This window comes from Acinetobacter seifertii (assembly GCF_000368065.1).
GTDB classification, from domain to species: Bacteria; Pseudomonadota; Gammaproteobacteria; order Pseudomonadales; family Moraxellaceae; genus Acinetobacter; species Acinetobacter seifertii.
Genome location: NZ_KB851203.1, coordinates 123,158 through 137,017, shown reverse-complemented (window position 1 = coordinate 137,017; position 13,860 = coordinate 123,158). Strand labels below are relative to the sequence as shown.

Genomic DNA, 13,860 nt, shown 5'->3' with positions numbered 1-13,860 from the left:
TTAAATTTTCGCATGATACCAAAGGATCAGTATCCAAGTGATGTAAAAATTCTTCGAGTCGTTTCCATTAACGTAAATGGCTTACGTTCTTCAGTAACGAAAGGCTTACTTGAATGGTTAGAACAGTCCGATGCCGATGTCGTATGCATGCAGGAAAGCCGCATTACCCATGAACAATGGACTGAAAAATTTAGACCCGAAGGATGGCATACCCATCTGTTTCCAGCAGAGCGTGCAGGCTATGCAGGTACTGCAATTTATAGCCGCTTACCCTTTGTTTCTATCAAAGATGGTTTAGGGTTTGAATTGGCCGATAGTCAAGGCCGCTTCATTTCTGCCGAATTCGATTTAGGTTTGTCACATCCCGTACATATTGCATCATTATACTTACCTTCAGGCTCAAGTGGTGAAGAAGCTCAAGCACGTAAAGATTTATTTTTGGGTGAATACGCAAAAATCTTAAAACAATGGCGTGATGAAAATAAGTCCATCATTATTTGTGGCGATTACAATATCGTTCATAAACGAATTGATATTAAAAACTGGTCGGGTAACCAGAAGTCGTCTGGCTGTTTACCACATGAACGTGCATGGCTTGACCATATTTATGATGAACTTGGCTATGTAGACACCTTCCGTGTGGTAAGAACAGAAGCCGAATTGTATTCATGGTGGTCAAATCGCGGTCAAGCGCGTGCGAAAAATGTAGGTTGGCGTATTGACTATCAAGCTTGTTCACCAGACTGGAAAACACGTACAACAAACGCATGGGTCTATAAAGATCAATGGTTTAGTGACCATGCTCCAGTTATTGTTGACTATAAAATTCAAGAATAAGTGAACACATGTTCACTTACATTGTCGTTTTTGCTTACAGCACATGTCGTTTTTGAGTATTTTTCTTACACACGTTTAACGGCATTATAGCCCCACGGCACAGGGAAGCAGTCAGGATGACGCGAAAGGATAGGACGCCGTAGGAAGATAAAATAAACTTATGATAAGTTTATTTGCAAGGATGTGACAATGGACGTTGAAATGAGACCCGCATGATCAGGATGATTAAATGCGGGTTTTCTCTTTTCTATCTCTTATTTTTTGCGCTAAGTTCTTTTAGTTTTCTAGATTCTTCTTGTTGGGCTCATTATTACCTCGTCTTATGACAGTAACATGACATTGTTTATTGTTTTAATCATTATTTTTCATTTGTTTTAAAAGTATCGGTATAAAGTAGTCCTCAAAAGCATTTTGGGTTAGGCTGTGTGTTCTTTCTTTTTGACATGGTCCGATAAAATGTTAAAAATTTATGGTATTAAAAACTGTAATTCAATGAAAAAAGCATTTGATGCCTTACAAGCAAAAGGTTTGAACTATGAATTTCACGATTATAAAAAACAAGGAATCGATGCCGACACCCTCAAAATCTGGTTAAAAGAAATAGGACAAGATACTGTTCTCAATAAAAAAGGCACCACGTGGAGAAAATTATCTGAAGAAGAACAGACGCGTGCATTAAGCAGTGAAGATCATCTTATTGAAGCTTTAATTGCCCAACCAAGCTTAATTAAACGACCAGTTCTACAGACGTCTAAAGGTTTTCTGGTAGGTTTTGATGAAACTGCCTATCAAAACTTAAGTGCATAAAAAAACGAGCCATTTGGCTCGTTTTTTATTTACAGATTTAGTTCGCACGAATCCATGTTTGGTTACGGCCTAATGCTGACACACCAATATAACCGCGCAATTTAAGCTTTTTACCGCCCTCGGCCAACTCACCTTTTAATTTATAAGTTTTGCCAGATTTAGGGTCTAAAATTGTACCGTTTTCATAACTGGTGCCACCTACATTTTTTAGATTATGTACAATGGTCACACCTTTAAGCGGTTTGTTTTTATACGGCCCTTCACATTTTGTACAGGAGTTTTCTTCACCTGGTGTCAAAATGTTTTGAATGGTTGCAGTTAAGGTTCCATCCTTCTGTTCCGTAAACTTTACTACGGCTTTGGGCTTATTGGTTTGGTCATCAATCGTTTTCCATACCGTTCCATTGAGTGGATCAGCCGCATTTGCAAATGCAGCCATACCAACAAGTCCTAAAGCTAAAGCAATCTTTTTCATTTTTGTAATATCCTTGGGTCTTTCAAGACTTCAGTATTCAAAACTCGCAACGATATTGCAATTTTTGAATGTGACTGTTTCGTGTAACCTTGTAACCTTGAAAAATAAAATTTATAGGGAAACAAGTTATTAACATAAGCGGATACTATATGAATATACCAAACGTTTTAAAATATTATTTAACTGAAACATTTCTAAAAACAGCGATTCGTAAACCAAGTCAGTTGAATTTACCTCCAACCGCCCTGCGTCCGATGCTTGAACAACTTTGCCGAGCATTTCCAAAACAAAAAAACGTAACTGTTCGTCCGATTCGGCTTGCTGGTGTAAAAGGTGAGGAAATTAAAGCTCAGGATTCAGCAACCCAGCTTATTTTTCATATTCACGGCGGCGCTTTTTTTCTAGGGAGTGTGAAAACCCATCATGCATTCATGACGGATTTAGCGGCCCGTACTCAAATGCAAATTATTCACGTGGACTATCCACTTGCTCCTGAGCACCCATACCCTGAAGCGATTGAAGCATTATATGATGTATATCAAGCTTTATTAGTTCAAGGTATTCAGCCCAAAGATATTATTTTATCGGGTGACTCATGCGGGGCCAATTTAGCTTTAGCACTTTGCTTGCGCTTAAAAGAACAGCCTGAACTGATGCCAAGTGGTTTAATTTTATTGTCTCCTTTTTTAGATTTAACCCTAACCAGTGAATCTTTAAGATTTAACCAAAAACATGATGCCCTACTTTCTTTTGAAGCCCTGCAAATCGGTATTCAACATTATATTGGCAATCATATTGGAGCAGATGACCCGCGTGTTTCACCTATTTTCGATAACTTAGCAGGTTTGCCACCGACTTTAGTACAGGTGGGTTCTAAAGAAATTTTATTAGACGACGCGAAGCGCTTTAGAGAAAAAGCTGAAGAAGCAGGTGTCAAAGTACATTTTAAACTTTACACAGGCATGTGGCATAACTTCCAGATGTTTAATGCTTGGTTTGAAGAAGCAAAACAAGCGATGGCAGATATTTCTGAGTTTGCACATGAACTCGACAAAACTTAATTGAAATAAATGAAGTGACAAGTTTTAAATACTTTTCACTTCATTTTTTATAAAAACCCTAATCTTAAGGTTTAATAATTGAATCATGATATGTTTAGGTTATGAATCATTCCAACTCTCCCATTTTAGGATGATCTGAAGAGGAAACATCTCTATTTAGGAGTTCATCTATTATTATGAAAATTCGTTTCATCACTTATTCTATAAATAAAATAAAACAGGTGGTTCTCGAATTCATCCATAACAACCATATTATTAATTGGACGCCATTAGAAAAAAGCGCACTGATGCTTACACTTGCATGTGCAATGAATTTCAGTTGGATTTTATGGAAAGGCTATATCTTAATAACGCCTAGCGTTTGGCAATTGGCAAATTTACCGCTCGTAGAGTCACAACTCTGGCTGAATTTATTGACCTTATTTTTATTGGCACTACTGATTATTCCTTGTTATCGCTACAAAGACCAAGAGCGGGCTCAAAAAATTGTTCCTTTGGTTAGCGTACAAGTCTTCATGCTTATGCTGTGTCATGATGGATATTTAATTGGTAGTATCAGCCCTGCCACAATGGTTGGATATGTAGGCACCATTGGTGTAGGTCTGGTTTTATTTGAAAGAAAAATTGTTTATAGCGCCTTTATACCAGCAACAATTATTTTAGCAGTATGTACTTATTTAAGTATGAATGGCGTTATTCCCTACGCTCCTTTATTTAACTTCACCATAATTCGACATGCCCAAACCAATCCATTTTGGTTAGGAAGCATGCTATTTTTTATTATGCCGATTTTAGTCGCCTGCCTTATTTTATTTGAAATATTACTGACCCAGTGGCGACAACGAGAAACTTATATTCAGCGCTTAAGCCAAATTGATCCATTAACTAATGTATTAAATAGACGCAGTTTAAATACCCATCTTGAAGCACTTCACGAGCAACAATTCGATTATGCTTTAGTCCTTCTCGACATAGACCATTTTAAAAAAATTAATGATGTCTATGGGCATCATCAGGGTGATCAGGTCTTAATTAAAATTGCTCAATGCTTGTCTGAGAACTTGCGTAATGAAGACATTATTGGTCGATTTGGTGGAGAAGAATTTATTTTATTACTCCCTCATACCGATATTACTCAAGCGGAAAAAATTGCAGAGCGTTGCCGACTTGCTTTAGAAGAGCTTTCTATTTTCAACAATCAAAATATTCAGATTCATGTAAGTGCAAGTTTTGGAATTAGTAGTTCCGCTTTTGCAAACGATCCCTACCTCGTCATTCGACAAGCAGATGAAGCGCTTTATGCGGTAAAGGCTTCAGGGCGCAATCAAGTACGCACTTTTCAATAAATACCACATATAGAGTCAATTTGACTATTTAGCTTTCGATAAGCTTGCAAGCTGTTGCAAGAGCTCTTGCTGGCTAAATGCACCAGTTAAACGTAAAGAACGTATTTCTTGTTGATGCTCATTTAAAAACAGATAAGTTGGTGGCCCTAGAATACTCCACTGCTTGAGTAGAGCCTCATGTGACTGGTCATAATGACTCAAATCAAGCTTAATAAGATAGTATGGTGCAAGAGCTGACTGAACTTCTGGTGCTTTTAAAATACGATGTTCAATAGGCTGACAAGCCACACACCAGTCTGCATAGACATCAATGACAATAGCCCGATCAGCAGGGGCTGCTGCTAAAATTTTTTGAAAGTCTGCTGCTGTAGTCGCAACGTGCCATTCAGCCATGTGCTCGGAACTTTGCAAACTGCGATTTTGAAAATGCTGATACTGGTTATAGGCAACAAACGGAGTAACCAATAAAAGTAATAAAGCATAGAGCCACTGTAACTGCCCTTTTTTCCAAAAGAACTGATAAAGTGCGTAGGCAATAAAAGCGAGGCCTAGCAATAAACTAAGCAATTGCATGCCCCAATCTGGCAATAAAGGGCGAATAAAATAAAGACTTAGACCCAACATCAGAAAAGCAAAAATTACTTTAATCTGATGCATCCAGTCGCCAGCTTTAGGTAAAAATCTTGCACCTAAAACACTAGCGATGAGTAAAGGAATCCCCATTCCAAAACCTAAACAAAATAAAAGCAAAGCACCTTGCCATTGGTTTTGGGTTTGAGAAATAAATAGTAAAGTTCCAGCCAAAGGTGCGGTCATACATGGACCAACCAAGAGCGCAGAAACTACGCCCATGACTCCTGCACCAACTAAAGTACCACCTTGTTGCATGGACTGAATGCGATCGAGTCGATTTAACCATGTTTGCGGTAAACGAATCTCAAACAATCCAAACAGATTTAGGGCAAAAACCACGAATAACAAACTAAACGCGATAAGCGTGGCGGGCTGTTGCAACCAACGTTGGAAATTTAGGCCTGCTGAAGAAGCAATTAAACCTAGACCTGCATAAACCAATGCCATACTACATACAAAAGTAAGTGCAATAGTCCAAGCCTTTAAACCTTTATGCTCTCGAATAATTAATGACGTTAAAATCGGCAACATGGGTAAAGAGCATGGTGTAAATGCGAGTAACATGCCTAAGCCTAAAAATAATAAAACACCATACCAAAGTGAGTGTTCAATTAATTTCGCCGACCAAATCTGGTCTTCTGCAATTTGTGGAGTAGTCGCATCTGCTTTAGTTTCTGAACTTGTCTGATTAGTTAGAGTTTCTTGAGACGATGCTTGTGTATTTGCCAAATCTAATAAGCGTTTCGGTGCTGCCCCTGCTTGGTTTTGCACACCAACCAATCCATCTACATCGGTTTGAAACTCGATGGTTTGGGGTGGATAACAAATACGGTCTTTGGCACAGCCCTGCCAAGTTACAGTGTAGTGCTCTGAAGGCTTGGTTTTAATCTGGAAATTGATTTGATGATAATAAACCTGACTTTGCCCATAGTTCTCATCATATTGAGAAACTGCCTTAGGCAAATTCAAAGTTAAAGGTTGAGTACCCTGTTGTACGGTAAATTTATGCTGATACAAATAATAGTTCGGCTGAATCTGCCACGATAATTTCGCAGTATGCGATTGTGGCGACTCAACCGAAAATGAAAAAGCCTGTTCTGGTGAAAGTAGCTTATCTTCTGCAAAAACAAACTGACTGAATACCAACGTAGCCGCAGCTAGAAAATAAATAATTCCCTGAGAAAAAAGCTTTTTCATTAACATCTATTCAAGTTAGTTTTATCAGAATAAGAATGCCATACCCAAGCCACCGCGGTAGCCTTTATATTGACCATCTAGATCTACTCCAACACTTGCATCAAGCTGAGTACGCTTATTGACTGCATAAACTAAGCCTGTGCCTAGGCTATATTGATAGTCTTCGCTTTCAGCTTTACGATATACGAACTCAGAATATCCAGAAAGTTTGCCGGCAATTTTATAGTTGATGGTTGGAATAGCAGTCACAGCCCAGTTGCTGTTTTGCACTTCGTAACGCATGGTAATTGCTGTATTGATCAAATCATTATATTGATAAGCCACTGCCGAACTTAAACTATAAATATCGTCATGTGCAGTAAATTCATCATTACCTGTTGCAATAAGCGCTTGAGCCAATACAGCCATTGTTAAATTTTCATCATTTAAATCAATCGCTTTTTTTAAGCCGATGCTTACATCACCTAAACCAGAGGTATCTGTCTTTTTACCTGCGCGTTTAGTTTGAGTCCAAGCCGGACCTTGCCAACCTAATTGTAATTCTAGGTCCTTAGCCAAACCTGTACGGAATAACATATCTTCATTGACGGTTACGGTCTTTTCTCTCACACCATCAACATTTGATTCTGTATAAGTTGCACTTGGTAAACCTTGTTCCCAAGCTAACTGCCCTACTGGAGTGATGCCTGTTCCAAAGCCTGAACCAGGACGGTCAAACGAGAACTCAGCAGCAAAAGTACTTCCTGCGGCAACAGTGGTCAGAGCAAAAGTTAAAATTTGAAATGTTCTCATTCTATTATCCAATCAAGTAGTTAGTTCTTTTGACATTTTTGCCCCATGATGGCGCAACAATTCTAATGTTTCACGCTCTTCTTGAAGCGCTTCTGACCAATCTATTTCATCAAAATCACAATCAAAGAACAACTGGCTGATTGAAGATAAAATGGTAAGTCCTTCTTCATCACGTGTATTTGGGTCAACTTTTTCATCAAGTAAACGTTGAACCGCTGGTGCGCATGCCGAACTTGCCGCATCCCATAGTGGGCCATAAAATTCTTCTGCATCCCAAAGATGAACATTTGCTTTAGCTTGGATTAAGGCATCAAGGATATCTAGATAAACTTGTAATGCATCTTGCTTTTCTTGTTTTGATAAAGGAGTACCCGCTTCATAAGCTTCTGAAACGTCTTCCCACCATTTAAAAATTCCATCACAGATAATTGACACGGGTGGCCCTTGTTCCGGATCAATGAAATTCGGATCAAGCCCCTCAGCAAGTAATTTTTGTACTTGCGTAAGTTCTAATTCTTCTATGGCTTGAATTAAAGCCTGCTGCTGGGTGGTTAACATGACCATCTCTCAAAAATATATTAGGGCTATTATGCCTAATCTCTGATAAAGATTTTAGAGGTCAATGCTATTGCATTGCAAACCAAAAGTTGTGAAGAGTTTTTATTCTTGTTTTTAATATTTCATAAAAAAAGCCCCGAAGGGCTTTTTAGCTATTTTTAAGCTTCATCATCAATGAATTCAGGTTGACCACCTCTCGGGTGTTCCTTTTTCTCAAACGTATGTTCAAGGCTGCGTTTTAGTTTTTCAATCGCGCCATGAATTGAAGCATCAATATTTCCTGCTTTATGGTGCACTGCAACTGGTTTCAAACCAGCAGGACGGGCTTCAATCATACAGTGGATATCTTTGTCACCACCTTTGTCCCCATTTTCATCACTAAAATGAACCGAAAAATGCGTAATACGTTCGCTATGACGTTGGAATTCTTGAGTAAGTTCTGCACGTACATAAGTAATTAAACGTTCACTATTATGGATGTTTTTATCTGTGCGGATTTCAATATTCATAAATACCATCCTCTCTTTCTTACTGTGGATCTTTTCTATGCAAAACTTTTTTATGTTGGCATGTTTTAAGCATGCATGAACTGACTTCAATTGTACATTTTGATGGTGTAATGGTTTGTTATCTCCTGACTTAAACGTACTGCTTTTAATTTATTTTGAAGATCTTCATATCTTCAATATCAGTCCATCTATAAAAATATGCAAGCTGATTTTTTAAATTTTTATGAAAAATCGAACAAAAGGAGAGCAATTGTGACCGAATCTTATCTATATGGAGCAGAACTCATTGAGCAGATTCAGAAGTCTCCTTATTCACGTGATTTAATCGGTTATCACGGACAGCCTCCAGAGGTGAAATGGCCCAACAATGCTAAGGTTGCAGTGCAATTTGTCCTGAATTATGAAGAAGGTGGAGAAAAGCATATCGAGCATGGCGATGAGGGTTCGGAACAGTTTTTATCAGAGATTATTGGTGCTGCAAGCTATCCAGCCAAGCATATGTCGATGGATTCTATGTACGAATATGGTTCACGTGCTGGTTTTTGGCGCATTCATAGTGAGTTCCAACGACGCAAGCTCCCAATGACCATTTTTGGCGTTGCCATGGCGTTGGCGCGCAACCCTTATATTGTCGAAGCGATTAAAGAAGCTGATTATGATGTGGTTTCTCATGGCTACCGATGGCTTCACTATCAAGACACTGACATTAAAGTCGAAAAACAGCATATGAAACAAGCTTTATCTGTTTTAGAAAACTTGTTTAAAAATAAAACTATAGGCTGGTACACTGGACGCGATAGTCCTAATACCCGTCAGTTACTCGCAGAGTTTCCGCAAATACAATACGACTCAGATTATTATGGCGATGATCTACCCTTTTGGACGACCCTTACCAATGAGGCAGGTTCATCCCGTCCGCATTTAATTATTCCTTATACCCTCGAATGTAACGATATGAAGTTCTGCTCACCGGGTGGATTTAATAGCTCTGAACAATTTTTTCAATATTTAAAAGATAGTTTTGATGTGTTGTATGCAGAAGGTGAAACTGCACCAAAAATGATGTCGATTGGAATGCATTGCCGTATTTTGGGGCATCCGGGTCGTTTTAAAGCGTTACAAAGGTTTCTCGACTATATTGAAATGCACGATCGTGTCTGGATCTGTCGCCGTCAGGATATTGCAGAGTATTGGTATAAAAATCACATAACTCGATAGTTGATTATTCATTTTGCTAATTCATTAGCGAAATATTAACCACTTTTGGCACTGTTATTGCTAAAACTCTATATCACTATATTGAGTTTAGGAATGACAGTGTTTGTAGCCGAGTTTAACCAAGCCCCACCCGATCAACTCAAGACTCTGTTAAATAACTGCGTCCATATTCCAGCTTGGGCCGAAAAAATTATCTCAGAACGCCCCTACTCATCAACGTCTGTTCTTTTAGGATATGCGGAACAATTGAGCCACACATGGTCATGGGAAGAGATTGAAAATGCTTTAGCAACTCATCCAAAAATTGGTGAACGGCAAGCAAAAAAACAGCTGAATACAAAAGAACAAAATTTTTCAGCTCAAGAGCAAGCTGGCATTTCCTTAGATGAGCAAACACAACAAGCTCTGCTACAAGGCAATCTCGATTATGAACAGAAGTTTGGCTTCATTTTTTTAATTAAAGCCGCAGGCCTTAGTAGCGATGAGATTTTAAAAAAACTTAATCAACGTCTTCAAAACAACTTAGCTATAGAAAAAGTCATTGTACATGAGCAACTCGCAGCAATTGCTCTATTACGTCTATCTCAGGAAATACAAGCATGATCAGCACTCATATTTTAGATACAAATTTAGGTAAACCCGCTGCAGAAGTCGAAGTGAAGTTATTTCATGCAGCAACTCATGAACTGATTGCAACCGCAACCACCAATAAAGATGGTCGAGTAAGTGATTTTGGTATCAAAGATTTAACTGAAGGGCCATATCAACTTGAATTTGAAATTGCGCCTTATTTTTCGGCGAAGCAAGTCAAAACTTTTTTCCCGCGTGTTTGCATTCAATTTTTTATAGAAGACATCAAGCAGCACTATCACATTCCACTACTCATTAGCCCGTTTGCTTACTCTACTTATCGTGGTAGCTAACTGAATTAAAATAGGAGAAAAATATGAATGATCGACAAAAGAATGCGATTTCTCCAGAGCATGAATATTTAGGAATCTCGAAAAGTTTTGCTTACGGTTTACAGCATGTGCTGACCATGTATGGTGGTATTGTGGCTCCGCCCCTTATTATTGGAACTGCTGCAGGTTTAAGTTCGGCACAAGTCGGAATGCTCATTGCAGCAGCTCTATTTGTAGGCGGATTAGCAACACTCATACAAACCATAGGAACCAAATATCTAGGTGCAAAATTACCTTTAGTACAGGGCGTGTCTTTTGCTGGCGTGGCAACCATGGTCGCCATTATTACCACGGGTGGCGGCTTACCTGCTGTGTATGGTGCGGTCATTGTAGCCTCTCTAGTTGGACTTTGCCTTGCACCTTACTTTTCAAAAATCATTCGTTTTTTCCCCCCTGTTGTGACTGGATGCGTCATCACGATTATTGGGCTATCTCTGTTACCCGTTGCGATTCGCTGGATGATGGGTGGCAACGATAAAGCACCTAACTGGGGAAGCGTAGAAAATATTTCTTTGGCCCTACTCACCTTAGGCATTGTGATTATTTTAAACATGCTGCCACAAGCTAGCATTCGTCGCTTATCTATATTATTAGCGATCGTGGCTGGTACCATACTGGCTTACTTTATGGGCTTCGGTGACTTTAGTCAGGTCAGCTCAGGTGCATGGCTACAATTTCCACATTTCTTTGCATTTGGTTTGCCTACCTTTGAACTGAGTGCCATTTTATCAATGCTCATCGTCACCTTGGTAATTATGACGGAAACTACAGCCGATATTATTGCTGTCGGAGACATTGTAGGAACTGAAGTCGATTCAAAACGTATAGCAAATGGCGTTCGTGCAGATATGTTCTCAAGTGCTATGGCACCGATCTTTGGTTCATTCATGCAAAGTGCTTTTGCCCAAAATGTTGGGTTGGTTGCGATTACAGGCATCAAAAGCCGGTTTGTTGTAGCAGCGGGTGGTGTCATTCTCATTATTTTGGGACTATTACCTGTTATGGGACGTCTAATTGCAGCAATTCCTATGCCTGTACTTGGTGGTGCAGGACTGGTCTTATTTGGGTCAGTTGCAGCGAGTGGAATTCGCACTTTAGCAAAAATAAATTATAACGATCAGAAAAATTTGATCATTGTCGCGACTGCTTTATCGGCAGGAATGATCCCAATTATTAACCATGAGTTTTATGCACATTTTCCAGTTTGGGTACAAACTTTGTTTCATTCGGGTATTAGTTCGACTTATATCTTTGCTATCTTATTGAATTTATTATTTAATCATTTGCCTTCATTTCGTAGCTCATCGACCCCTCATTTGAGCCAAACCATAAATACTAGAAATACACATTAATAGATTGGTTTTTAGCGCCCCACTTCGGTGGGCCTTTTTTTAACCGTTGATCAAATTTGGCTTCATTTTTGCTTAAGACCCTGTATCCTTAGCGTGCTTTATTTGGGGGGAGATCATTTAAATGCAATTAAAGCAACTTGCGGCGACTTGTGCCTTGTTATCTGCAACTGCCATGGTTCAGGCAAAACCAATTTGGCAAGATTTTAGTGTGACTGGACTTTATGGTGAAAACTATGAAGTTGTAGACAACAAAGAAACTACGATTACTTTGGAATATGCTGCAAAAGTTAAATATGCTGATGTGTTTTTCTTCATGGACCGTATGCGCGGTGAAGACGATCATAAAAGTACATATTTTGAGTTATCACCACGTTTAAGCTTGGGCGAAGTATCTGGCAAAAAATTGGCTTATGGCCCAATTAAAGATGTGCTCATTAGTACCACTTGGGAAAGTAACAGCGAAAACGGCAATAACTTTGATAACTTCTTATATGGTTTTGCTGTTGATTTAGATATTCCATATTTTAAATATGCGAATTTAAACTTCTACCGTGCAAATAATGAGAAAACTGACGACGATTATCAAATGACTTTCGTTTATGGTATTCCATTTAACATTGCATCGGAAGAATTCTTGGTTGATGGCTTCCTAGATTGGTCAACTGCTGAAGGTGACCATGCCAGCGAGTTAAACTGGACAACTCAGTGGAAATGGAATGTAGGTAAACACATTTCTCCTGACACACGTCTATACCTCGGTATTGAACACTCTGTATGGAATAATAAATTTGGTCTACAAGGCCGAGATGAAAATAACGTGAGTGCTTTGGTTAAATACCACTTCTAAAATTTTTATTTAGAAGCTTAAAACAGCAAGGAAAAAATCCTTGCTGTTTTTGTTTTAGTCGAGTGGATTACCCACAATATTACTAATAATCCCCTGCATAATATGTCCGCCTTGTTCACGGCGTAATTCTGCATACCAAGCTTGGGTCACAGTTTCATCTTTCATATGGGTTACATCACAACGTTTACGGGCACGAAGAACCAACTCATTGGCCCGTTCATTACGCTTGTTTTGATAACGACGTAAAGCGTCCTCTAGACCCAAAGTATTTATTTGCAAAGAACGCGCTAAATAAATCGCATCTTCCATGGCTTGGCAGCCACCTTGTCCAATATCAGGTGTGGTGCTGTGTGCAGCATCGCCTAAGATCACCACGCGACCCTTATAAAATTGGGCAAACGGTTCAATATCATGGATTTCTACCCGATTGGTCTTTTGTGGGTCTAAGCGCTCAATGAGTTGCTGTACAGGTTGGCACCAATCAGCAAAATATTGTTTTAAAAGTTTTTTATATTCATCTCGATTATTTTCTAAGCCTGCTGGCAAAGGCACATCTAAAAAGAAGTAAAACTTACCATCTGCAACTGGCATAAGTGATGCACGCTTACCTTCTCCGACATAAGTCGTCCATTGCTGAGCTGGCGCTAAATCTTCAGAAATCTCAACTAAACCATTCCAGTTTACATAACCAGCATAACGGCGCTGTACTTGCTGACCCAACACATAGGCACGAGTCATTGAATGAGTACCATCCGCCCCAATCAATAAGTCAGCTTGTGTTGAACTGCCATCTGCAAAATGTACTTCGACATAATCGGTCTTGTCTTCAAGGCTAACCATTTTTTTGCCTAGATAAATCTGGTCTCGGCCAAACTCATCCATTAACATATTTTGTAAATCGGCCCGTGCAACTGGATATGGGCGCTGTCCTACTTCTTCAATTAAAGGCAGTAAACTGAATTGTGTCATCACATCTCCAGTTAATCCATCGACATAGGCCAAGTCGTCCATTTGTCCGCCAAGTTTGGCGATTTTGTCAGTTAATCCGAGATAGTTCAGACATTTCACACCATTTGACCACAACGAAATAGCAGCGCCGACTGGAAGAATCTTTTCAGTTTGCTCAAAAATACGAACTTGGTGACCAAATTTTTTTAATGCAATGCCTGTGGTTAGACCTCCCATTCCCGCACCAATAATCACCACATTCATAACACTCTCCTATAGATATTCACCTATAGGGTGCTTATGCTAAAAACATGCCAT

At 39.2% G+C, this 13,860-nt stretch carries 15 protein-coding genes; 9 read left to right on the top strand and 6 right to left on the bottom strand.

Annotation, left to right across the window (positions count from 1 at the left end; translation table 11 throughout):
• Positions 1-12 precede the first annotated feature (12 nt).
• Together F985_RS20720 and F985_RS20715 are read left to right on the top strand one after the other, a co-directional pair.
• Positions 13-837, top strand: coding sequence for an exodeoxyribonuclease III (locus F985_RS20720; RefSeq protein WP_004704909.1), 825 nt, complete (start codon positions 13-15; stop codon positions 835-837).
• Positions 838-1,293: 456 nt separating this feature from the next.
• Positions 1,294-1,644, top strand: a complete 351-nt coding sequence (locus F985_RS20715) for an arsenate reductase (RefSeq protein WP_004704908.1) — start codon at positions 1,294-1,296, stop codon at positions 1,642-1,644.
• A 37-nt stretch (positions 1,645-1,681) separates the two neighbouring features.
• On the opposite strand, the gene F985_RS20710 is transcribed toward F985_RS20715, so the two are convergent.
• A complete protein-coding gene (locus F985_RS20710; RefSeq protein ID WP_004704906.1) occupies positions 1,682-2,119 on the bottom strand; it encodes a DUF2147 domain-containing protein in 438 nt (145 codons plus the stop codon).
• 149 nt (positions 2,120-2,268) lie between these two features.
• Here F985_RS20710 and F985_RS20705 point away from each other — a divergent pair, with 149 nt between their 5' ends.
• Together F985_RS20705 and F985_RS20700 are read left to right on the top strand one after the other, a co-directional pair.
• Positions 2,269-3,180 carry an alpha/beta hydrolase gene (locus tag F985_RS20705; protein ID WP_004704904.1) on the top strand — a complete coding sequence of 304 codons (912 nt, stop codon included), beginning with the start codon at positions 2,269-2,271 and terminating at the stop codon, positions 3,178-3,180.
• A gap of 176 nt (positions 3,181-3,356) precedes the next feature.
• Positions 3,357-4,526, top strand: a complete 1,170-nt coding sequence (locus F985_RS20700) for a sensor domain-containing diguanylate cyclase (protein WP_004704902.1) — start codon at positions 3,357-3,359, stop codon at positions 4,524-4,526.
• A gap of 24 nt (positions 4,527-4,550) precedes the next feature.
• Here F985_RS20700 and dsbD read toward each other — a convergent pair whose 3' ends face one another.
• The 4 genes from dsbD to F985_RS20680 all read right to left on the bottom strand — a co-directional run bounded on the left by dsbD (position 4,551) and on the right by F985_RS20680 (position 8,215).
• Positions 4,551-6,362 carry a protein-disulfide reductase DsbD gene (dsbD, locus tag F985_RS20695; RefSeq protein ID WP_004704900.1) on the bottom strand — a complete coding sequence of 604 codons (1,812 nt, stop codon included), beginning with the start codon at positions 6,360-6,362 and terminating at the stop codon, positions 4,551-4,553.
• An 18-nt stretch (positions 6,363-6,380) separates the two neighbouring features.
• Positions 6,381-7,148 carry a transporter gene (locus F985_RS20690; RefSeq protein WP_004704898.1) on the bottom strand — a complete coding sequence of 256 codons (768 nt, stop codon included), beginning with the start codon at positions 7,146-7,148 and terminating at the stop codon, positions 6,381-6,383.
• Between the two features lie 12 nt (positions 7,149-7,160).
• Complete coding sequence (locus F985_RS20685) at positions 7,161-7,706, bottom strand: ankyrin repeat domain-containing protein (protein WP_004704896.1); 546 nt, start codon at positions 7,704-7,706, stop codon at positions 7,161-7,163.
• Between the two features lie 158 nt (positions 7,707-7,864).
• Entirely contained in the window at positions 7,865-8,215 is a 351-nt protein-coding gene (locus tag F985_RS20680) for an HPF/RaiA family ribosome-associated protein (protein ID WP_004704894.1), read from the bottom strand.
• Positions 8,216-8,467: 252 nt separating this feature from the next.
• Between F985_RS20680 and puuE the strand changes: the two genes are divergently transcribed.
• The 5 genes from puuE to F985_RS20655 all read left to right on the top strand — a co-directional run bounded on the left by puuE (position 8,468) and on the right by F985_RS20655 (position 12,594).
• Entirely contained in the window at positions 8,468-9,433 is a 966-nt protein-coding gene (gene puuE, locus F985_RS20675; protein ID WP_004704892.1) for an allantoinase PuuE, read from the top strand.
• A gap of 99 nt (positions 9,434-9,532) precedes the next feature.
• Positions 9,533-10,036 carry a 2-oxo-4-hydroxy-4-carboxy-5-ureidoimidazoline decarboxylase gene (gene uraD, locus F985_RS20670; RefSeq protein WP_025469225.1) on the top strand — a complete coding sequence of 168 codons (504 nt, stop codon included), beginning with the start codon at positions 9,533-9,535 and terminating at the stop codon, positions 10,034-10,036.
• Complete coding sequence (uraH, locus tag F985_RS20665; protein ID WP_004704888.1) at positions 10,033-10,356, top strand: hydroxyisourate hydrolase; 324 nt, start codon at positions 10,033-10,035, stop codon at positions 10,354-10,356. Before uraD ends, uraH begins: the two co-directional genes overlap by 4 nt.
• A 23-nt stretch (positions 10,357-10,379) precedes the next feature.
• Positions 10,380-11,747: a nucleobase:cation symporter-2 family protein gene (locus F985_RS20660; RefSeq protein ID WP_004704886.1), complete on the top strand. Its 1,368-nt coding sequence runs from the start codon at positions 10,380-10,382 to the stop codon at positions 11,745-11,747.
• A 121-nt stretch (positions 11,748-11,868) separates the two neighbouring features.
• The gene (locus F985_RS20655) at positions 11,869-12,594 is read left to right on the top strand and encodes an outer membrane protein OmpK (RefSeq protein WP_004704884.1); all 726 of its coding nucleotides are present in this window, start codon (positions 11,869-11,871) and stop codon (positions 12,592-12,594) included.
• A gap of 54 nt (positions 12,595-12,648) precedes the next feature.
• Here the strand turns inward: F985_RS20655 and hpxO are convergent, their stop codons facing one another.
• Positions 12,649-13,806 (bottom strand): FAD-dependent urate hydroxylase HpxO, encoded by a 1,158-nt coding sequence (gene hpxO, locus F985_RS20650; protein ID WP_004704883.1) that lies wholly within the window; start codon positions 13,804-13,806, stop codon positions 12,649-12,651.
• Between the last annotated feature and the right edge of the window lie 54 nt (positions 13,807-13,860).